Origin of the sequence: Priestia sp. SIMBA_032 (genome assembly GCF_046535215.1) — a bacterium.
GTDB classification, from domain to species: Bacteria; Bacillota; Bacilli; order Bacillales; family Bacillaceae_H; genus Priestia; species Priestia aryabhattai.
Genome location: NZ_JAWRXD010000012.1, coordinates 17,415 through 38,990, shown reverse-complemented (window position 1 = coordinate 38,990; position 21,576 = coordinate 17,415). Strand labels below are relative to the sequence as shown.

Annotated in this window: 23 protein-coding genes and 1 pseudogene; 14 read left to right on the top strand and 10 right to left on the bottom strand. The window is 37.2% G+C overall.

The genetic code is table 11. From position 1 onward, the window contains the following. Positions 1–235: 235 nt before the first annotated feature. The 4 genes from SB717_RS24530 to SB717_RS24515 all read left to right on the top strand — a co-directional run bounded on the left by SB717_RS24530 (position 236) and on the right by SB717_RS24515 (position 4,261). Positions 236–1,450, top strand: coding sequence for a threonine synthase (locus SB717_RS24530; protein ID WP_410905102.1), 1,215 nt, complete (start codon positions 236–238; stop codon positions 1,448–1,450). A 148-nt stretch (positions 1,451–1,598) separates the two neighbouring features. Next, complete coding sequence (locus SB717_RS24525; RefSeq protein WP_410905003.1) at positions 1,599–1,835, top strand: hypothetical protein; 237 nt, start codon at positions 1,599–1,601, stop codon at positions 1,833–1,835. 525 nt (positions 1,836–2,360) lie between these two features. After that, positions 2,361–3,764, top strand: coding sequence for an MFS transporter (locus SB717_RS24520; protein ID WP_029714161.1), 1,404 nt, complete (start codon positions 2,361–2,363; stop codon positions 3,762–3,764). Positions 3,765–4,057: 293 nt separating this feature from the next. Beyond that, complete coding sequence (locus SB717_RS24515) at positions 4,058–4,261, top strand: cold-shock protein (protein ID WP_014459099.1); 204 nt, start codon at positions 4,058–4,060, stop codon at positions 4,259–4,261. A 745-nt stretch (positions 4,262–5,006) separates the two neighbouring features. Here SB717_RS24515 and SB717_RS24510 read toward each other — a convergent pair. Next, complete coding sequence (locus SB717_RS24510) at positions 5,007–5,207, bottom strand: cold-shock protein (protein WP_029714163.1); 201 nt, start codon at positions 5,205–5,207, stop codon at positions 5,007–5,009. A 290-nt stretch (positions 5,208–5,497) separates the two neighbouring features. Here SB717_RS24510 and SB717_RS24505 point away from each other — a divergent pair, with 290 nt between their 5' ends. Both SB717_RS24505 and fbp read left to right on the top strand, forming a co-directional pair. Continuing rightward, complete coding sequence (locus tag SB717_RS24505; RefSeq protein WP_013058095.1) at positions 5,498–6,373, top strand: YitT family protein; 876 nt, start codon at positions 5,498–5,500, stop codon at positions 6,371–6,373. Between the two features lie 885 nt (positions 6,374–7,258). Then, positions 7,259–9,187, top strand: a complete 1,929-nt coding sequence (gene fbp, locus SB717_RS24500) for a fructose-1,6-bisphosphatase (RefSeq protein WP_029714165.1) — start codon at positions 7,259–7,261, stop codon at positions 9,185–9,187. A gap of 54 nt (positions 9,188–9,241) precedes the next feature. Here fbp and SB717_RS24495 read toward each other — a convergent pair whose 3' ends face one another. Next, positions 9,242–9,949 carry a M48 family metallopeptidase gene (locus SB717_RS24495; RefSeq protein ID WP_410905000.1) on the bottom strand — a complete coding sequence of 236 codons (708 nt, stop codon included), beginning with the start codon at positions 9,947–9,949 and terminating at the stop codon, positions 9,242–9,244. A 1-nt stretch (position 9,950) separates the two neighbouring features. Beyond that, the gene (locus SB717_RS24490; protein WP_074679734.1) at positions 9,951–10,454 is read right to left on the bottom strand and encodes a YehS family protein; all 504 of its coding nucleotides are present in this window, start codon (positions 10,452–10,454) and stop codon (positions 9,951–9,953) included. Between the two features lie 422 nt (positions 10,455–10,876). Between SB717_RS24490 and SB717_RS24485 the strand changes: the two genes are divergently transcribed. The 3 genes from SB717_RS24485 to phaZ all read left to right on the top strand — a co-directional run bounded on the left by SB717_RS24485 (position 10,877) and on the right by phaZ (position 12,792). After that, positions 10,877–11,407, top strand: a complete 531-nt coding sequence (locus SB717_RS24485) for an ECF transporter S component (protein ID WP_013084107.1) — start codon at positions 10,877–10,879, stop codon at positions 11,405–11,407. An 89-nt stretch (positions 11,408–11,496) separates the two neighbouring features. Continuing rightward, positions 11,497–11,688, top strand: coding sequence for a hypothetical protein (locus tag SB717_RS24480; protein WP_013058089.1), 192 nt, complete (start codon positions 11,497–11,499; stop codon positions 11,686–11,688). 207 nt (positions 11,689–11,895) lie between these two features. Then, on the top strand, positions 11,896–12,792 hold the full coding sequence (phaZ, locus tag SB717_RS24475) for an intracellular short-chain-length polyhydroxyalkanoate depolymerase (RefSeq protein WP_029714169.1): 897 nt from the start codon (positions 11,896–11,898) through the stop codon (positions 12,790–12,792). A 220-nt stretch (positions 12,793–13,012) separates the two neighbouring features. Here phaZ and SB717_RS24470 read toward each other — a convergent pair whose 3' ends face one another. Next, a complete protein-coding gene (locus SB717_RS24470; RefSeq protein ID WP_255901863.1) occupies positions 13,013–13,579 on the bottom strand; it encodes a CBO0543 family protein in 567 nt (188 codons plus the stop codon). Between the two features lie 292 nt (positions 13,580–13,871). Between SB717_RS24470 and SB717_RS24465 the strand changes: the two genes are divergently transcribed. The 4 genes from SB717_RS24465 to SB717_RS24450 all read left to right on the top strand — a co-directional run bounded on the left by SB717_RS24465 (position 13,872) and on the right by SB717_RS24450 (position 16,533). After that, entirely contained in the window at positions 13,872–14,045 is a 174-nt protein-coding gene (locus SB717_RS24465; protein WP_176547870.1) for a glycine zipper domain-containing protein, read from the top strand. A gap of 23 nt (positions 14,046–14,068) precedes the next feature. Next, positions 14,069–14,446: a hypothetical protein gene (locus SB717_RS24460; RefSeq protein WP_410904997.1), complete on the top strand. Its 378-nt coding sequence runs from the start codon at positions 14,069–14,071 to the stop codon at positions 14,444–14,446. 271 nt (positions 14,447–14,717) lie between these two features. Continuing rightward, on the top strand, positions 14,718–15,341 hold the full coding sequence (locus SB717_RS24455; protein WP_029714172.1) for an FMN-binding negative transcriptional regulator: 624 nt from the start codon (positions 14,718–14,720) through the stop codon (positions 15,339–15,341). 214 nt (positions 15,342–15,555) lie between these two features. Next, the gene (locus tag SB717_RS24450; RefSeq protein WP_410904995.1) at positions 15,556–16,533 is read left to right on the top strand and encodes a ring-cleaving dioxygenase; all 978 of its coding nucleotides are present in this window, start codon (positions 15,556–15,558) and stop codon (positions 16,531–16,533) included. Between the two features lie 57 nt (positions 16,534–16,590). On the opposite strand, the gene SB717_RS24445 is transcribed toward SB717_RS24450, so the two are convergent. From SB717_RS24445 to SB717_RS24435, 3 genes are all read right to left on the bottom strand, one after another. Further along, on the bottom strand, positions 16,591–16,860 hold the full coding sequence (locus SB717_RS24445) for a YjcZ family sporulation protein (protein ID WP_074679740.1): 270 nt from the start codon (positions 16,858–16,860) through the stop codon (positions 16,591–16,593). Positions 16,861–17,313: 453 nt separating this feature from the next. Further along, positions 17,314–17,817, bottom strand: a complete 504-nt coding sequence (locus SB717_RS24440; RefSeq protein ID WP_410904993.1) for a hypothetical protein — start codon at positions 17,815–17,817, stop codon at positions 17,314–17,316. Between the two features lie 4 nt (positions 17,818–17,821). Continuing rightward, positions 17,822–18,031, bottom strand: a complete 210-nt coding sequence (locus SB717_RS24435) for a hypothetical protein (RefSeq protein WP_410904992.1) — start codon at positions 18,029–18,031, stop codon at positions 17,822–17,824. Between the two features lie 198 nt (positions 18,032–18,229). On the opposite strand from SB717_RS24435, the pseudogene SB717_RS24430 reads away from it, so the two are divergent. Further along, a pseudogene (locus SB717_RS24430) lies at positions 18,230–18,769 on the top strand (GNAT family N-acetyltransferase). 61 nt (positions 18,770–18,830) lie between these two features. On the opposite strand, the gene SB717_RS24425 reads toward SB717_RS24430, so the two are convergent. From SB717_RS24425 to SB717_RS24415, 3 genes are all read right to left on the bottom strand, one after another. Next, positions 18,831–19,466: an FMN-dependent NADH-azoreductase gene (locus tag SB717_RS24425; RefSeq protein ID WP_029714179.1), complete on the bottom strand. Its 636-nt coding sequence runs from the start codon at positions 19,464–19,466 to the stop codon at positions 18,831–18,833. 484 nt (positions 19,467–19,950) lie between these two features. After that, positions 19,951–20,586 carry an FMN-dependent NADH-azoreductase gene (locus tag SB717_RS24420; protein ID WP_029714180.1) on the bottom strand — a complete coding sequence of 212 codons (636 nt, stop codon included), beginning with the start codon at positions 20,584–20,586 and terminating at the stop codon, positions 19,951–19,953. Positions 20,587–20,626: 40 nt separating this feature from the next. Continuing rightward, positions 20,627–20,944, bottom strand: a complete 318-nt coding sequence (locus SB717_RS24415; RefSeq protein ID WP_013058076.1) for a winged helix-turn-helix transcriptional regulator — start codon at positions 20,942–20,944, stop codon at positions 20,627–20,629. Positions 20,945–21,576 lie beyond the last annotated feature (632 nt).

The window sequence follows — 21,576 nt, the reverse complement described above, 5'->3', positions numbered from 1 at the left end:
ATAAAATAATAAAGGTACCTTACTAAAATGTCAATATCTTATAAAAAAGATACTTTGAAAAAGTTAAACATATGTATAAAAGCTGGATAGTTGAAGAAAGGTCTTGCTAAGTAAATTTTGTTTTGAATAGCAGTAAACGTTTCTGTGGTGAAATTCGAAGAGCAGTTACTACTTCTTAAATGATTATTCCTATATATAGGGTAGTATGTTTACAGAATTTAAAGGAGTGTGTATGATGCCGTTTAGTTATGTTTCTCACTTATATTGTTCTAAATGCAAAAAAGAATATAGTCCAAAAGAAAAACATCAATTATGTGAATGTGGCTCACCGCTATTGGTAGCGTATGATTTAGAGAGATTGAAAGATAACCTGACTCCAGAAGCTGTTCAAAGCAGAGAACCAAATTTATGGAGATATCATGAGCTGCTTCCAGTAGAAGATCCGGAAAACGTCATTTCCTTAGGCGAAGGGATGACTCCGCTTATAAAAATGCCTAAGCTAGGTAAAGAAATGAATATTCCAAACTTATATATGAAAGATGAAGGTATTATTCCAACGGGATCATTTAAAGCTAGAGGTGCCGCTGTAGGGGTGTCAAAAGCAAAAGAACTGGGCGTTGAACAGTTAGCGATGCCTACAAATGGGAACGCTGGAGCTGCTTGGTCGCTGTATTCGTCACGCGCTGACATAAAAGCAACGGTTGTGATGCCAAAAGATGCGCCTGTTATTACACGAAATGAGTGTGCTGTCGCTGGAGCTGACCTTTACTTAGTAGATGGACTCATCAGCGATGCGGGTAAAATTGTCGGTGAAGCTATTAAAGCCTGGGATCTTTATGACGCTTCTACGCTTAAAGAGCCGTACCGAATCGAAGGCAAAAAAACAATGGGTCTAGAAATTGCTGAACAGTTATCTTGGAATCTTCCTGATGTGATTTTATATCCAACAGGAGGAGGCGTTGGTTTAATCGGCATCTATAAAGCGTTAAATGAATTAAAAGAGCTTGGCTGGATTACAGGTGATCTTCCTCGTTTAGTTGCGGTACAAGCTGAAAACTGTGCGCCTATTGTAAAAGCGTGGAATGAACAAAAACAAGAATCTGAATTTTGGGCGGATTCTTCAACGATTGCCTTTGGGATTAATGTACCAAAAGCAATCGGAGACTTTCTTGTCTTAGAAGCCGTATACAATACAAATGGATGTGCGATTGCGGTGGACGAAGATAAGATTGTGGAGGAACAAGAAAAGGTTGCACAGCTTGAAGGTTCGTTCATTTGTCCGGAAGGCGCTGCAACATTTTTAGCTGCACGCCGTTTGCGAGAAGAAGGGTGGATTAAAGAAAACGAAACGGTTGTGGCTTTAAATACAGGGCTTGGAGTTAAATATCCAAACACGGTAGATATTGAAGTCCCTGTTTTAGAACGAAATGGCAGCCTTGCTAAAAAATAAAGCAAGTAAAAAATAGATCTCCGTCTAAGCGGAGGTCTATTTTTTATTCTATCGCAGATAAAACGTTTATCTAATGTAAAAAAATGTAATATGTGTGAATCTTTATGTTCAAAACTATACGGATGTATTTAGGTTTAAAGTTCGTCTTATGGGGTATCTAAAAGAAGAAAGAGAGTATCTTTCTATCTGGAAAAACAGCGTCATCAGGGAGTGGAGCTGGCATATTACGCAAGTTGAAGAATATGACAAAAGTAGCACTGTAAACCAGCTTGCTTTTACAGTAGAAAACTTACTTGAAGCCACGAATGATTACACGGAGAAAGGAGTCGAATTTGTATCCCCTCGTACCCCAGCCAAAATCTTAAAGTTTTATTCTATGGACTGAATCATCCAGTGCTGCACTTGTTAAAACGAGCTTTATATTTATTTTTAAGGCTACATAATTTTTGTAATAGAAACAGTGTATCTATTACAAAATAAAGCTTATATCTAATGGGTTGTAAAAATAATTGTCAGATAACCTGAGTAGGAATTTATACCAATCACATTGTGAACCAGATGCGCTATTTTTAACGACAAGTTGCTATTTCAGCGACTGTAATTCCATCGAAAGCGATCCTTATTTTAGGCGGAAATCGTTTTTTTAATAGCAACCAATTGTACGTTGAAATAAAAAAAGTTTATTTTGGTTTTAATTCATTTATTTATTAGCGTTCCTTCCTCAGCTTTTTTTGGCTTCAAACCCTTTAGCCATAACCTTTTTTAATATTTAACATCACATGAATAGTTTTCGTTTTTTACTTAAAAATAAGAAGTGTTCCAACACATTTACATGTGAAATACAGTGAGTCAAATTTGACTTTACTACTCAGTCTTGTATAATCGTATACCGCGGAGGTGACGTAATGAAATGAAGTTTAATAAGAAAAAAATTAACGTCGTAGATATTGACAAAGCTAAAAAAAGCGTCTTTGCTACAGGAGTAGGAAACGCGATGGAATGGTTTGACTTTGGCTTGTATTCATATTTAGCCGTAATTATTAGTCAAAACTTTTTTAGCGCAGTTGAAAATGATCAGCTCAAATTAGTGTTCACATTTGCCACATTTGCGATTGCCTTTTTAATGCGTCCATTAGGCGGTGTTATATTCGGTAAAATTGGGGACAAGTTAGGAAGGAAAGTCGTTTTAACCACCACCATTATTTTAATGGCCTTTTCCACATTACTCATTGGGTTGTTACCTACATATGATCAAATCGGTATATGGGCACCCATCCTTTTATTAATTGCACGAATCATCCAAGGTTTTTCAACTGGTGGTGAATATGCTGGTGCGATGGTGTATATTGCAGAATCGTCTCCAGACAATAAGCGAAATGTGCTTGGAAGTGGACTAGAAATCGGTACACTTGTTGGTTATATTCTTGCTTCACTGCTAGCTAGCTTACTGTTTTTTGTTCTTTCGGATAAACAGATGGCCTCATGGGGCTGGAGAATTCCTTTCTTATTAGGATTGCCTTTAGGACTTATTGGTTTTTATTTACGAAGAAGTTTAGGGGAAACACCTATTTTTGAAAATGAACTTTCCAACGAAGACGAAGTTGAAGAAGAAAGCTTCCTCTCTATTTTAAAAAATCACAAAAAAGATGTGTTTGTTTGTTTCGTAGCCGTGGCTTTCTTTAACATTACAAACTATATGCTATTATCGTACATGCCTTCTTATTTAAATGAAATTATTGGTTTATCTAACACAGTTGGTACGGTATTAATTACGGCAGTTATGATTTTAATGGTGCCGCTTGCTCTTATGTTTGGAAAACTGAGCGACAAAATCGGAAACAAAAAAGTTTTCTTAATCGGTTTAGGCGGATTGAGCTTACTGTCAGCCTTTTCGTTCTATTTAATCAACTTAAATGGTTTAGTTTTTATTTCAATCGGTATTCTTATTCTAGGTGCTTTACTTGCTACGTATGAAGGAACAATGCCTGGAACGCTGCCAACGATGTTCTACACAGATATTCGCTACCGAACATTAGCGATTACGTTTAATGTTTCAGTTTCTATCTTTGGTGGAACGACGCCATTAGTTGCGACATGGTTAGTTCACGCAACGGGCAATCACTTGGCTCCAGCGTTCTATTTAACGATTGTGAGCATCATCGGATTTTTCGTAATCTTGTTCCTGTTCGCGAACACGGCAGGAAAATCACTGAAAGGTTCATACCCTACAGTTGCTTCTAAGTCTGAGTACAATGAAGCGGTTGAAAATCCAAAAGACTCATTATGGTGGCACACAGAGCAAACAGAAAAATAAAGTAAATAATAAGCAGCTGCTACATTAACTGCTGCGTAAAATAAGAATACTCAAAAGAGCCTTCTCTTTGTATAGAGCTACAAAGAGAAGGCTCTTTTTATCGTTGGACGATTTATCCATTTCCTGTATTTGCTATCTGCCGTTCCGTATGTTACGATTAAATTAATTATTTTTGTTCGGTATAGGATTGAGAGAAGAGAAATCTCTTCAATAGAATTTTTTATCTTAAGATAGTATGGTTGGACAAGGGTAGTAATACAATCGTGGAGTATTCCACACCAGGAGGCAATATTATGGAACAAGGTACAGTGAAATGGTTTAATGCAGACAAAGGCTTCGGCTTTATCGAAGTTGAAGGCGGAGACGATGTATTCGTACATTTCAGCTCTATTCAAGGTGAAGGCTTTAAATCGTTAGAAGAAGGTCAAAAAGTAACGTTTGACATTGAACAAGGTCAACGCGGAGCACAAGCTGCTAACGTTCATAAAGTAGCATAATTAATCCAAAGTAAAAAAGACTCCACATAGGGGTCTTTTTACGTTGAATTTTAATAATTTAAAAAGAAATGATTTTAAAAAGGTTACTTTAAACATAAGTATAGACATTGGAGACAGAAAGCTAGTAAAGAAGAGCTACCTATATCCTGTGTCGTAAATAAATAGAAAAGAATACCTGATAGCTGTAGAACGATAGGCTTTAGGAGCAGGTATACGTAAGGTATCAAAAATAACTAACTTTCGCTGGAGTAGCCGTTGGAAAAGGTTGCTGACTATCAGAATGCTGATGAAGTAAAATATAAGATGCACATTATATTTCCCGATAAATAAAGTTAAAAATTTAATTGTTTTTGATATGAGAGAGGATGAAGGATATGAGTATAAGCTTATTTGCTAATGGAGAAACAGTAAGTATAAAAGCATCTAATGAAATAGTGATCATTGTAAAAAGTCATTATGTGAAAAACATGAAAAGATATTCTTATACAGTTGATAAATATCCCAGTACATTTTTCTTTGAAGAAGAGTTAATGAAACACGAATCATAATTATTCATGAAGAAATATTGATTTATAGTTTGGATTACGCCAATACTATGCTATACTGAGTTTACCATTTGTATTACCGATTACTATTTTTGTATTAATAAGCCCTATTCCTCAGCGGATAGGGTTTTATTATTACATTTTCAAAGTAATGAAAAAGACAGACTCCATGGAGTCTGTCTTTTTATATTTATGATGGATTATGCTTTTTGAACGTTAGTAGCTTGAGGGCCGCGTTGACCTTGTTCTACTTCAAATGTAACTTCTTGACCTTCGTCTAAAGATTTGAAGCCTTCGCTTTGAATTGCTGAGAAATGTACAAATACATCGTCTCCGTTTTCGCGTTCGATGAATCCAAAACCTTTTTCTGCGTTAAACCATTTTACTTTACCTTGTTCCATAATTGTTGCCTCCTAGTGTGACACGCACACATTGTGTTACTATCCTTGCCCAAATCTACAGACGAAAGTTATTTAACTTATCAATCTTTACCGAACAAAAATAATTCTTCTTAAACTTAACAGAAATAGAGACTTATTGCAAGAGTAGAGTCTGTACAGCTAGAAGTTCTCCTTTGTCTATGTTTGCACTATATGAGCTAAAAAACGATACGTAAGCCTCCTCAGTTCAAATAAAGAGAATGTTTGTGGTACACTTAAATAGTAAAAAACATTTAAAAGCGAGGAATTATATGAACACAACTAAAAAACACCACAGGCCTAAGCGCCTAAAAATTGCTTTCCGAGCACTAATGGTCATTATCGGAGGGATTATTGCAGCTTACGGTCTAGAAACTGTCTTAATTCCAAACCACGTCTCAGATGGAGGAGTAACAGGCATTAGTATCGTTGCTTCAAACCTATTTGGCTTACCACTAGGAGTTCTAATTGCCGTTATTAACATTCCTTTTGTATGGTTAGGGTATCAACAAATCGGAAAAAGTTTTGCTATATTTTCCATCCTCGGAATCGTCTCACTAGCTGTCGGTACAAGCCTCATGCATCACACCCCAGCGATTATTGAAGGAGATACACTACTCGTAACCGTTGTCGGCGGTATTATCCTTGGCTTTGGAATGGGAATTGCATTGCGTAATGGCGGCGCGCTAGATGGCATCGATATGCTAGCTGTACTGCTTTCTCGAAAATTGCCGTTTGGAACAAGTGATCTTATTTTGTTCTTAAATGCGTTTGTATTTATTTTTGTTTCATTGGTATTTGGTCTGCAAGGTGCGATTCTTTCTGCAATTGCATACTTTATTGCATCCAAAGTTATTCACATCGTAGAGGTAGGTCTAAGCGGATCGAAAACCTTCCAAATTATCACCTCTCAGCCTGCGTTAATGGTAGAGACAATACGTGATCGTTTAGGTCGAAGTGCTACATATAAAGAAGCTTACGGCGGATACTCCCATGAGAAATTCAAGGAAATCACATGTGTAATCAATCGCTTGGAAGAAAGCAAAATGAAAGAAATTATCAATGAAATTGATCCAACGGCTTTTGTTACGGTATATGACGTAGCCGAAGTTAAAGGTGGTAATTTCCGAAAGAATAATATCCACTAAGTACACCAATCAATACATTTTTACGAACACTCTGCCATATCCTCTTTTATTTAGGCGTGTAGAGATAAGAAAAAGCAGCGTGATTCTTGCATCCGCTGCTTTTTTTGTATCGTACCATCCACTTGCGAGAAGCCGCCTGTTGGATAGCTAATTTACTTAGCCGAGGTTTTTAAAAACCGGATACTTTGAAAAAGTGAAACGTTCAGAATGAAGCCGGATAGGGTACTTGCAGACATTAACGTCATGATTTTTCCTTTGTGTTTCTTCTTTGAAGATTTGACAACAGCGCTCCATATTATAATAGAAGCAATTGTTACTGAAAAAAGCCACATATAACTTCTTCCTTCGTGTACCATATGTATTTGTATGAACTTTCCTCTCGTGCTTTATCTAACAAATTCAACAGAAAAAATCTCTGAACGTAGAAGAACAGAGATTCAACAGAATGATGATTCTTATATAATACAAAGGATGACTTTTCCTGTCTCAGAAAGGTCATCTTTATCGTACCATCAGCAAGGGTTTGGCGCTGTGCGTTTTCTCACAGCGTGGGAAGAAAAAATCTGTTATTGTGTAGAGGTCGGAGTAAACTTTCTTAATTATGTGCGCTTCTTTCATATGTATCGAACCTGCTGACTAAGATCAGCAGGTTTTTTTATGCTATGGACTAGCTGTCCTCTTCAAGCGGACAAGAGCGGTTAATCTTTATAGACAAATAGACTTTATATCATTTTACCCATACGTAAAATAGGTTAAAATAGAGAGGTGAGGCATGGAGAGAAAAGAGTTAAATAAGAGGTGCGTAACATTATAATCACAATTTATCTTACAGGATTATAACGGTGGTTATACTAAATGGTGAACGTTGAAAGGGGATACATAGTTTTGAACACAAAATATCTAGATTTACTTGCACAAAAGTATGATACGGAAGAAAAAGTGGTAACCGAGATTATTAACCTTGAAGCTATTCTTCATCTTCCAAAGGGGACCGAACATTTTGTCAGCGATTTACACGGCGAGTACCAAGCTTTTCAGCACGTGCTGCGAAATGGTTCAGGAAATGTAAAAGAGAAAATCAAAGATCTTTTTAAAAATGTATTATCTGACCAAGAAATCAATGAATTTGCGACATTAGTGTATTATCCTGAAGAAAAATTGCCGTTGATTAAAGCGCAGTTTCGAAACAAAAAAGAACTGTATGAATGGTATACAGAAATCATTGATCGTATGCTGAATCTCATTTCATACGCTTCTTCTAAATATACGCGCTCTAAACTGCGTAAAGCATTGCCGGAGCAATTTGTGTACATCATTGAAGAACTGCTGTACAAAACGGATGAATTTACAAATAAAGAACAGTACTATACAAAAATTGTTCAGCAGATTATTTCTCTTGGGCAAGCCGATAAGCTTATTATAGGGCTTGCTTATACGACGCAAAGATTGGTTGTGGACCATCTGCACGTAGTAGGAGATATTTATGATCGTGGACCTGAACCGGATAAAATTATGGATACGCTGATTAACTATCACTCCGTGGATATTCAGTGGGGAAATCACGATGTACTATGGCTAGGCGCTTTTGCGGGTTCGAAAGTGTGTCTTGCCAATATTATTCGTATATGCGCGAGATACGACAATCTAGATATTATTGAAGATGTATATGGCATTAACCTGAGACCGCTGCTTAACTTGGCGGAGAAATACTATGATGATAATCCTGCTTTTAGACCAAAAGTAAGCTCAAGTGACAAACTATCGGATCATGAACGACTACAAATTACGAAAATTCATCAGGCTATTGCGATGATTCAGTTCAAGCTTGAAAGTCCGATTATAAAAAGACGTCCTTTCTTTAATATGTCGGAAAGGCTGCTGCTTGAAAAAATTGATTATGATAAAAATGAAATTACGATATATGGAAACACGTATCCGCTAGAAAACAGCTGCTTTGCAACGGTGGATCCGGCGCAGCCTGATCAGCTATTAGAAGAAGAAGAGCAGGTAATGGAAAGATTGCTGCTTTCCGTACAGCATTCGGAAAAGCTGGCGAGACATATGAAGTTTCTTATGAAAAAAGGCAGCCTTTATTTGAAATACAACGGAAACTTATTAATACACGGCTGCATTCCTTTAGATGAAGAAGGAAACATGGAAAAAATGACGATAGAAGATAAAACGTATGCAGGCCGTAACTTGCTTGATGTGTTTGAACATTATTTACAAGAGGCTTTTGCACATCCTGAAGAAACGGATGATTTGGCCACAGATATGGTCTGGTACCTATGGACCGGGGAGTACTCATCGCTTTTCGGAAAACGCGCAATGACGACGTTTGAACGATATTTTATCAGTGATAAAGCAACGCATAAAGAGAAGAAGAATCCATACTACTATTTACGGGAAAATGAGGAAGTCTGCCAAAACATCCTCGCGGAATTTAATCTGAATCCTGATCACGGTCATATTATTAATGGTCATACGCCAGTCAAAGAAATTGAAGGAGAAAACCCGGTCAAAGCAAATGGAAAGATGATTGTTATTGACGGCGGTTTTTCAAAAGCGTATCAATCCACAACAGGGATTGCTGGATACACGTTGTTATATAATTCTTACGGTATGCAGCTAGTCGCTCACAAACACTTTAATTCAAAAGAAGAGATTTTATTAGAAGGAACGGACGTCTTATCGGTGAAGCGATTGGTTGACAAAGAACTAGAAAGAAAAATGGTTTTAGAAACAAACGTCGGAGAAGAATTGTTAAAAGAAATTTCTATTTTAAAAGATTTAAGAAAATATCGCTATAGTTAAAGATAAAAAAGAGCAGTATGCCCCTGGGCGTCTGCTCTTTTTTATTTAGCGGTACTACACCGTCATTTCCCAGCTCGACATTTCCAGCCAGTGCTCTTGTTCACGATAGTCGGGCATGATTTTTCCGACAAGACGCCAAAAGGACCGATCATGATTCATGTGAACCATGTGGCACATTTCATGAACAACTACGTAATCAATGACGTGCTGCGGTGCCATTGCCAGCCGCCAGTTAAAGGTTAGCTGACGCTTAGAATCACACGTGCCCCACGCTTTTTTGCTATCTGAAATCGAGATGGATCGCGGCTTTGTTTTAAAATGTTTTTGATAAGAGGAGATACTCTTGGTTACTAGCGCTTTACATTGCTGATAGTAAAAGCGTTTGAGCGCTTGTTTTATCGCTTCATCGTCGTGCTGATTGACATAAATCTGAAGCGTGTCCGCTTCAAACACTACAGAATCCTTTGTAATGGTCGAATCGTGATGAATCTGTATCGGATAGTTTTTTCCTACATACAAAAAGCTTTCTCCATGTTCATAGACTTTTTTCTTTGATCCATGGGTTCTATCTTTCATTTCATTTATTTTTTGCTGAATCAATGCCCAGTTGTTCTCTAATAACATACGTACTTGTTCAGTAGACGTTCCTTTAGGAGCAAGGACTTCGACCGTTCCATATCCGTCTACTTTAATTGCAAAAGAACTTCGGTTTTTATATCGTATTTCATAATGGATACTCTGATTTGAAAAAGTGTGTATCATTTTATCCTCTATATTGTACGGTTAAGCCTCTTAGGAATTTTCGAGCAAAATTCTCTTTGCACGGTTTGTAATTTTTGTGGCCTTTTTTTCGTAATAAAGCACCTAATTCTGCTTTAGATACACGTATGCCACCGTCATCAAATACTTCTAACATCTCTTCACTTGTTAGGGACAAAGCAATTTTCACTTTCTTTAATAAGACGTTATACATATTTTGATTGCTTTGAACTGGCGCTGGCGGTGCTTGCCCTGGTTTAGGGTCTTGTTTTCCTCTTTTAAAGGTAATAAAACCGTTTAAAAAAGAATCTAACATACTGTTCGTGCACGGTACATGATCGTCCGCATGAACTGCATCCTCGTCCTCTGCATCCGGTGTTCTCGTAAGAATTTTTAATACGTCTTCTTTTGTTACATCTTCTCCGCCAAGATTAAAGATCTCTACCATTTCTGTATTTTTTAAATCTAAGGCATATCGTAATCTAATTAAAATATCGTTATTATCCATTCTTGCTCCTCCTATAACTTGCTTGCTGTATGTAAAAATCATGACTGCCACAATCTGAACGAACTTTGTCAATATCAGTACAATTATAGTAACAGGTTCCGCTGGAATTCTAGGTTATTCCATTCATTTCTACAAACATATAACTTCTCATATTTATCAGCCTTCGTCAACTCTTGAAAAAGAACGATTTGCTCATATTATGTCCGAACAGACTCTTTACCATAACAAAAATTAGGCGCCGCAGTCTGCTAAAAGAAGCAGAGGTAGCTTTATTTTTTTAAGAATGGATAGGGCAATTTTTGAAGTTAAAGAATCCCTGTGTGCTGCTAGAATGATATATCTTAATAAATAAATAGTTTTATATATTTATTAAGTGTCCAATTAGGAGTATGATAGTAGTAAAAAAAGAAAGAGGTCAACAGATGAATTCAACATACTCACCAAGAGAATCCACAAAAATTAAAGCTTTATCCATGCATGCGCTTTTTATCGCACTGACGTTTGTAGCTACCATGTTTATCAACATCAAGCTTCCCATCATGGGTAACGGAGGCCTCATCCATTTAGGCAACGTTCCTCTTTTTATAGCGGCCTTTCTTTACGGCAAAAAAACAGGAGCGATAGCAGGGGCTTTCGGAATGGGTTTATTCGACCTCATCTCCGGCTGGACAGCATGGGCGCCGTTTACATTTATTATCGTAGGAGCAATGGGCTTTTTAGCAGGTCTTATCTCTGAAAAAGCACCGGGTAAAAGAGCACTTGTGAACACACTGGCAGTTGTTGCTGCGCTGATTGTAAAAATCGTAGGCTACTATTTTGCCGAAGTGATTCTTTACGGTAACTGGATCCTTCCGCTTGGCTCTATACCGGGCAATGTGATGCAAGTTGTGATAGCAGGTATCATCGTCGTTCCGCTTGTAGGACGATTAAAGAACAGAGCGGTACAAATTTAATTCGTCAATCGTAAGTCGTTTTACCATTATCCTATCCTTAAGTGATATACTTGATAGATATTCATCAAGTGAAAGGAGCGGAAAACACCATGAAATATCTAAAATCACAGATGAAGCAGCTCATTAAAGACAACCAGGAACTGCAAGGTAAGCTGAATGGACTGATGAAAGAGCACAGCCTTGAAAAAAACTTTGCTCTTAAAGCTCTCTACCATGCAGAAGTGGCTGAAGGCGGGAAATATCAGCTTGCCTATCAAGCCCTGGACGCACCGAAAAAGTAATGGCCTTGTTGCTCATTCGTATATTTCTTCATTATAAAAAGGCAGCCGAATCGCGTATTTGGCTGCTTTTTTTAGCAAATAGAATGACATAGAATTGTTTTGGCTTTTGCACAACTTCTTTCTAACTGCTTAAATCTTGATAAATAGGGTATTGAAAAATAAATGCTAGCGATCGTTCTAATTATATAAGAAAAGAGGAAAATAGCGATGACCGTATGTGCTTTAGAACAAGCAAAAGTAGAATTATCAAATGGAGAAACAGTAAATTACCGAATGAAAAAAGGCGGAAAAGAGGTACTTTTGTTAATTCACGGAAACATGAATTCTTCCCTTAACTGGGATGTGTTAATGAACGAACTTCCAGAACATATCACAGCTTATGCGATCGATTTAAGAGGGTTTGGAGACTCCACTTATCATACACCTATCCACACAATCAAAGACTTATCAGATGATGTCAAACTGTTTGCGGATGCTCTAAAGTTGTCTGCTTTTACAATAAGCGGGTGGTCATTAGGAGGAGCAGTTGCTATGCAATATGTGATTGATCATCCGAATGATGCGAAAAAATTAATTCTATTAAGCTCCGTCAACATCAAAGGCTATCCCATTCCAAGAAGAACGTTCCTAGAACTGCCTATTCCTAACAACTTTATACAAACCAAAGAAGAAGTAAAAGAAGCATTTAGAATGGTAGAAAACGCGAAAGAAACAAAAAACACATGGTTTTTAAAAATGATGCTGCGTCAATTTTTATATACAAAAAATAAGCCGTCTGCTGATCAATTTGAAAAGTATTTAGAAGGAACGATCAAGCAGCGCAACTTAATTGATATCAATTACGCACTCATGAGATTTAATATTTCAAACGACTTTAATGGTGTTGTTCAAGGGACAGGAGAGGTGGAAAAAATCACGATTCCTACTATGGTTATTCAAGGAGATGAAGATAAGATGGTTTCGACAAGAGATGCATCTGACATCGCGAAAGGCATAGGAGAAAATGCAACGTTAAAAATTATGAAAGGTGTAGGCCACTGCCCGCTGTTAGATGATTTAAGCAGTTTAATGGACTTATACAACGCTAATTTAAGTAGGGCTTAGGAAAATCTCGATTCTCTCCAGTAATAGAAGTTTTATTATTGCTAGATGCAGCATGTTCTAAATTCACACAATCAAAATGGGCTGTCTGCAAAAGAGATACTGTGAGATGAAAAAAGCGTGTTATCTTTTGAGGAAGCAGACAGCGAGCAAATAAAGCCACTACAAAAAACGTAAGGTCTTTTTAAAGAGGCTTACGTTTTTTTACATGCACGCAACATATTCAATTCTGTTTTTCAAAATAAAGAAAAAGGTTGGTAATCCATTTTGATAGCACTATCACACCGAGATAAAATACAAATAAATGACCGTAAGTAGCCCATTCATGCAGCTGGAAAAAGCCAATCCCTGTTAATAACGGTTTGAAAATAAAAGCAAAAAATAAGCAAAGAATCGTTGCGTATAAATAGTAATTTTTATGATGGTTAATTGTCCATTGGTAAAGCAGCATAAAAGAGACAGGAATAAGCGAAGCATCTAGGCTAAAGCTTACGGGTATGATTGTGTTGATTTGGTAAGGATACGTCCACAGCCCGTTATAAACTCCGGCTGTATCACTATAGTGAAACCAAACGTGCACGTTAAATCCATAAAACCCTAAATGAAACGCTTTTTTTCGATCAATTAAAAAGAAGAGAATGACTAAAGGCAAAATAAAAGCACTCAAGGTCACCCAAAACTGCCAAGAGCCTGGAGTGGAGTATTGCTGCCAATATTCAGCCCACGTTTTGGCTAGATTTTCTTGTATGCTATGTATTTTTTTTAGATATTCCTGTTGGTTTGGTGTCAATGTAATCCATCCTTTTTAAGTAAGCAAAATTTCGTTGCTTTTAAAATGCCCTTTTCTTAAGGTTTGGATACCTTTCCCTGTTGAGTTGTTTGTATTTTTCTGCACGCAAAACGATGTATGTATTCGGTGTAATCTGCATGCTTACGTCGATTTTGCTGCTCGGAGAGGCCGTTTATCAGCTCATCATTTAAAAAGCAGTTACAGCGACTGCTTTTTCCATTTTTATGAAAATTTTAGCGAGGTTTTTACGTATAAAAGGTATCAATAAAATAGTAGAAAAAGGAGTGGCTGTTTGTCTGAAGAAAAGAAAAAGGCAAATTATCTAGGAATGGGATTAGGTCTGGGCGTTGCGATGGGGGCTTCTCTTGGAATGTTGAAGGATAATATGGGGTTTGGTATTGCGATTGGAACCTCATTGGGCGTTGTTTTTGGAACGACGATGAATCAAAGAAACAAAAAGGAATAAATTTCTGAAGAAAGGAGTAGAGAATGAAATATTTTGACGAAGCAAAAGAACTATGGTTAAACTATGTCCCAAGAAATGGGCAGTCGGATATTGTAGAAGGAGAGGTCATCCGAGCCATTGAAAAGCTTCGCTGTGAAGCTCAAGGCAACGGAAATGCCAATTGGGACGTCGGATTTGAGATGCTGGTTTTTTATATATTAGACGTATTAAATGACCCGGACGTATTCAGCGCATCTATGTTAGCCGAAATAAAAGCCGATGTTCACACCTTGCTCACTTCGGCAGAAGATCCGTATTTAGAAGACGACGTATACGATCGCTTGACAGATTGCGTCATTGAGTGGCATATAGCCAAAGGCGGACCTATCAAACGAGAAAAAAATCCTCAATTGTATAGATAAACGTGAGAAAGGAGCTGCTAACAAGCTCTTCTTTTTTTTAGGTTCAAGCTCTGTATTTAACCAACAAATATTTAATTGCATCATGTGCTAAATAAATACATATAAAAAATCAGCAGTTTACATCACAGCAATATAGCATAAGCTTCATAAAAAACCAATTTATAAAAGGGAAAATGTTTGCTGACCTCCATAAAAAGTTCATAACTGACGCTGTTGCAAACACCTGTATTATTATATTCTTTACTAAATAAGCGATAAAGGAGAAGCGCCGATGTATATTCCAAAGTATTTTAAAGTGAATGATGAACAAATCATGTATGATTTTATTGAAGACAATGGATTCGCCATTTTGTTTTCATATCATAATGAAAAGCCTTATGCTACTCATTTGCCTCTAATGTTAAGCCGGAAAGAAAAAGCTTTATACGGACATTTTGCTCGTCCGAATCAGCAGTGGAAAGATGCTGAAGATCAAGAAATTCTAGTTGTGTTTCAAGGGCCTCACTGTTATATTTCACCGTCTTGGTATGAAACGAATCAAGCTGTACCGACATGGAATTACGAAGCTGTTCACGTGTATGGAACCATGAAAATGATTGAAGAACCAGCAGAACTGCTTGAGCTGCTGAGTAAGATGGTAGCGAAATATGAAAGGCCGAGTAGTACATATACACTAAATAACGTTGATCCTGCTTATATGAATGGTTTAAGCAAAGGAATCGTTGGATTTAAAATCGATATCACTAAAATGGAAGGCAAGCAAAAGCTAAGTCAAAATCATTCGGTAGAGAGACAGCAGCTAGTCATCGAAAAGCTAGAACAGGCATCTCGTGAGAATGAACAAAAAATTGCCGAGCTGATGAAACAAAATGTGCAGCATGTACTTAAAAAGTAAAGTCCGTTTGAAAAGATAATAAATTCGTTAAGGAAAAATAAAAAGAAACTAACGATGTGTTTAGTTTCTTTTTTGTTATATTCACAACTATTTTCTTGTTATTGACAAACAGGCTGTATATCCTTTAAAATTATCTTTAATTAAAGATAATTAGATTAAAGATAATTTCAGCGGAAGTTAAAAAATTTATATATTATGAAAAGAGGCGGAGCAGATGGAATTGTTAGGGTTGCATCATGTATCTATTTTGACGGGGAAAGCTGAAAAAAACTATCAGTTTTTCACTAAAGTTTTAGGCATGCGATTAGTAAAAAAAACGGTGAATCAAGATAACACTCAGTCTTACCACTTGTTTTATGCAGATGGAGAAGGGACGCCAGGAACGGAAGTAACGTTTTTTGATATTCCGGGGCTTGCAAGAACGCATCAAGGTGCATCTGACATTTCGACTGTGTCGCTTCGCGTTAAAAGTACGGATTCTTTACACTTTTGGAAAGAGCGCTTTGAGCAGTACGGAGTGGAATATGAAGAAATAGCTAAACGAGCTAATCGTGATACGTTAGCATTTAAAGATTATGAAGGTACACGTTTGCTTCTTGTTGCGGACAACGGTGAAAAAGGGGTAAGAGCAGGCGTGCCATGGAAGCGTGAAGACATTCCGTTAGAACATGCAATTATCGGCTTAGGACCGGTCACGCTAACGGTAGGTACGGCGGAGCCAACAGTCGATGTACTGACAAGCATTATGGGATTTCGCTACGTAGGTTCTTATCCATCTCTTGCAGGAGATCATAGCGATATTTTAGTTTATGCAACGGGTGAAGGCGGAAGCGGAGCCGAAGTTCATATTGAAACGAGACCCGATTTGCCGAAAGTTCGCTTAGGGCGCGGCGGCGTTCATCACGTTGCATTCCGTGTTCCAAATGAAGAAGAATACAATAAGTGGGCAAGCCGGTTAAATGAAAATAGTCTGCCGAATTCCGGTAAAGTAGAGAGATACTATTTCAAAGCACTATACTTCAGAGAACCAAACGGCATTTTATTTGAATTATCAACGGACACACCTGGATTTGCGACCGATGAACCGCTTGAAACGATGGGTCAAACATTAGCTCTGCCACCATTTTTAGAGCCGAAGCGCAAAGAAATTGAAGCGAAGCTGAGACCTCTAGATTTGGATGAAACACTATAAGATTTGTGGCTATTGAGACATGAAAAAACTCCAGTATTTATACTGGAGTTTTTTAGGTTAACACTCATCGTGCCAGAAACCGCAACCACATGCACCAATAATAATGAGTAAAATAAACAGTACGATGATAATGGCAAAACCATTACATCCATGGTGAGGAACGCCATATCCACATTCAGGAACCATATATCCATAGTCCGGCATTGTATATCCGCAGTGTGGAATCATATGATCATAAGCAGGTGCTGTATAGCCGTGGTGAGCCATAGCAGGTGAAAACGGCATATTTTCATTAGAACTAAAAGGTGCGTTTACGTTATTATGCATTTTAATATCTTCCCTTCATTTATAAAACTTTTATAAAGCTTTGATAACTTATTCATATGTTCCAAGGTCCTCATATGAAGCTTATTTACAGCCCAATTATGGTTAATTAACTATATTTTATGGTGAATGGAAATGTAGCAGTGAGTTTTACAATGCTTGTAGCCTTATAAGTTATGTCAGAAGGGAAGGGGGTTACCTGTTCTAAATTGTATACCGCTGTTTCTAGAACTGGTTATGATGAACGTAAAGAAGCAAGAGGCTGTTTCTTTTTTATATTTAGAATATGTCCAAGAGGTAAAAGTGCTACTGTCATATCTCCAGAATTTCATAGTCTAAAGTCGGATTTTTTACATATCAAATAGACTTTAAATCAATTATTAACTTTCTAGAGCTGTAGATAATGAAATGAAAAAAAGCAGGCGTGAGCCTGCTTTTTCATTTCATATATTAGGGTTAATGACCAATTGGATACATAGTCGTTACGCTGTAGTCGTAGTCTTTGCCTCTGTAATCGGTATACACAACTCTAACTTCTTGGTTTAAAGAACTAATGTACTTTTCTTTAACGTAATTGCCAGATTTATTATTGGTGCCGTCTTCACCTTCGTTGATGACTTCCTCGGCAACAGACATCGCTTGTTTTTCACTTAAGTATTTGCTGAATTGGCTTTTACCATGGTAATTGTCTGCTCCTGGTTTTTGCATATGCGCGACAATGTGGCAATATCCATATTTATTATTTCCTTCTTGTAAGACAAGTTCTTTGCCGGTAAATAACCTGTCGCTTTGAGTCTCAGCTGAGCATTCGTTGCCTGATGTAGTGTCCGATGTGCTGCTTGAATTTTTTTCATGCTGCTGAATGAGGGAAATAGGCGAATTGTTGGTAAATACAGCGATGAGGGCAATAACAAGTGCTACAATAGTGTATAGTATTTTGCTGTTTTTAAAAAAATCCATTTCTTTATGCTTCTCCTTTTTGAATCAACGTTAAAATCAAATCGACTTTCTTTTCTAGCTGATCAATTAAGTTTTGTTTTACTTGTTCTGATTGTAATAAAGCGCTTCTTAGTTCGTCCATATCTTTTTGCATATACGCACGGTTTTCTTTTTCTTGCTGCAGCTCTTTTTGAAGAGCATGTATCGTGGACAGCAATTCTTTATCTTCGTTCATTTCTGCGTTCACCGCCTCTGTGTTGATAAAAAGCAACTTATACCCACTATATAAAATAACACTATCCCCGCTGTAAATCGACTATTTGTACAGGAAATGAGTCCTCCCGGGTGAGGTTTTAGCAGGATATTGCTAGTTGAGAGGAGAATAGTATGGTTTACCGTAGATAGATAAGCTGCGCAGAAAAGAGGGAAGAAAATGTTTCCGGAATTAGAGACAAAACGGCTGATATTAAGAAAAATTGTAGAAAATGATGCGGGTGAAATTTTAGAATGCTTTTCTGATGAAGAGGTGCTGCGCTATTACGGACAAAAATCTTTAGAATCGATCGACCAAGTGAAGGAGATTATTAAGAATTTTTCCGAAGGCTACGGAAAAAAGCAATTAATTAAATGGGGGATTCAGCTAAAAGGAAACGAAAAGCTGATTGGCACAGTAGGGTTTCAAGAGTGGTCTTCTTAGCATAAGAAAGCAAACGTAAGCTATGCTCTTTTTCCGGATTATTGGAACAAAGGATACGCAACAGAAGCCGTTCATGAAGGGATTTCTTATGGCTTCAACGAACTTCAATTAAATCGCATAGGAGCGATTGTATTTACGCAAAATAGTGGATCGATCGCCTTATTAAGCAAAGTAGGATTTAAAAAAGAAGGAACATTAAGAGAGTACATGTACCAAGACGGTATCCCATTTGATACATATGTTTATTCGCTGCTGCGCGGGGAAGCAAAGATATAAATATAAGCACAAAAAAAAGGAACACGGGGAGATGTTCCTTTTTTTGTGCTTATATTTGTTATTAGAATGTACGTGCAGCTTCTTTAGCGCGAGCAATACCGTCTTCTTTGATTTCTTGTGCTTTATCTGGCATTGCAGCCTGTCCTTCTACAAATAGACTTCCGATAGAAGGAACCCCGAAGAAGTTCATCATAATGCGCATATAGCGGTGACCCATTTCTAGCTCACCAGCAGGGCCGCGAGAGTAAATACCGCCGTTTGCTTGAATATGGAACGCTTTTTTATCTGTTAATAGACCTACAGAACCTTCTGCTGTGTATTTGAATGATTTCCCGGCTACTGCTACAGCATCTAAGTATGCTTTCATCACTGGTGGGAATGAGAAGTTCCACATTGGTGTAACAAATACATATTTGTCCGCTTGAGCAAATTGGTCACTTAACTCGTTTAAGCGAGCAACTTTGCGCTGTTCTTCAGAAGTAAGTGCATCAAATTCTGCGCCGCTTCCAAGTTTGCCCCATCCGCTGAATACATCGCCGTCGATGTGAGGGATATGCTCTTGATATAAATTAACGTGAACAATCTCATCCGTTGGGTTTACTTCTTTATACTCATTAATAAATGCATCTCCCGCAGCCATACTGAATGATTGCGTAGCATCGTTAGGGTTTGCTGTAATATATAATACTTTTGCCATAATTCTTTTCACCTTTCTGTCTTCAATATATAAATGTTGTTTCATGAATTAAAGATAATATGTTCGAAAACATCTACTACGTTATTAATAGTAACTTACGTAACAAATTTAGTCAAAGGTTTTTTATTGGGTTTTATCATGTTTAAAATGTTTCTTGCTCATAATATATTTTCTTCTTTTATGCCTAAACCCTTTTAAAATAGGGTTTTATGAGTCCTTCATTATGATTTTAAATACTATGATTTGAAAATAAATATCTTTTTTTGAAAGTGAATAATATTAAAAAGAAAAAGAAAAACACATATTTACATAACCTGCGTTATGAATAGTAACAAAAAATAACAGCGTTTCATCTTTCCTTTAAACCTATTTTTAGCGTGAAACGAGCAGGAAGGTAATCATTATTTCAAGGGAAATATAAGGGAGGGAAGAGTAAAGAAAAAGACCTCGATCTGCTTCGAGGTCTTTTTGGTTTTTATTGAATTTAAAACGTTTTTGCCATTGAATGCGCTTTTTGGAGTGCTTTTTCTTTAATTTGCGGAATTTGATCCGGGAATTTTACTTGCCCTTCAATAATAATGCTTTCAAACGCTTCAATACCAAAGAAGTCCATCATGATTTCTAAATAGCGGTGGCCCATTTCTCTTGCCATTTCAGGGCCTTTTGAATACACGTCTCCGCGGGACTGAATGTGAATTGCTTTTTTTCCTTTAAGTAAGCCTTGAGCGCCTTCTTTTGTATATGTAAAAGTTTTACCTGACACGGTGATCGCATCAATGTACGTTTTCATAATCGCAGGAACGGAGAAATTCCACATTGGCGTGACAAAAATATATTTGTCAGCGAGTACGAACTGTCCGCCTAATTCAGCCAATCGTCCTACTTTTAATCGTTCATCCGTTGATAAATCCTGGATGGAAGAGTGAGAACGAAGCTTTTTCCATCCGTTAAATACGTCTGCATCTAAGTATGGAATATCTGCTTGATATAAGTCTAAGTGAACCACATCATCTTCTGGATGCGTTTGCTTATACACGTCAATAAATTCTTTCCCAACAGCCATGCTAAGCGATTCGTCTTCAGCTAAAGGGTGTGCCGTAATATAGAGAACATTTGCCATGATGCTCATCCTTTCTATGGAGTGATTTTAATCTCACAAATTAATCTTGGACCCAGCTTTCTGCCCACTGGCTAATCGGTCCTAGTATTTTTCCTAACTCTGTTCCTTTTTGAGTCAGCGAATATTCAGAGCGAATAGGACGATCCGGAATGACATTTCGGACAACGATTCCGTGATCTTCAAGTTCTTTAATCCGTTCTGTCAACAGCCTTCTGCTTAAGGCTGGTATACTTTCATTTAGTTCACTAAAGCGCTTAGGGCCGCTCATCAGTACATAAATAATTAATCCTGTCCATTTCTTTCCAATAAGTTCAAAACTCTTTTCTACTTTAGGTTGAATATCTTTTGGTTCGTCCATATTACGTCTCCTCCTTCAAACAATATGGATGAAAAATAACTTATGCATTTATTGTAACAGAAAAAACGTAAAAACATGTGGAAACTTTGGGTGAAGCAGGGGAAATTGAATAATTTCACTAGTATTTGTACTTTTCTTTTCACTTCTTGAAAACTTTTCACACGTAGGCTTGTTACAGCATACGATGTACGAATTCATTTTAAGAAAAGGTGGTATGGTCATGGCAGGAGTTATTAATATCTGTAACACAAGAATTAATGGCATGGCAAGAAACGGGTCAATGAATTTTGGAGAAGTGCTTCACAACTGACACACGGCAGATGTTAAATCTGTTGGAATCAATTCAACGTACGGAGACATCTCAGCTGCTTGTGCTCGAATGAAAAACACAAATATGGATGCAGATCTATTTGATCAAACCGCTGTTGCGAATATTGATGGGGTATATGGAAATCAGCTATAAAAGGGAGCTGCTTATAACATATGAAGTTGTAAGCATCTTTTTTATGTTGATGAGAAGAGAATGTTTGGTTAATAAAAATAATGATAGAGCGACCTGATAAAAGTTCGTGAATCCATCATATAAGCCTTTTCTAAAACTTTTTACATATTGTACAAGCACCTTGTGACTT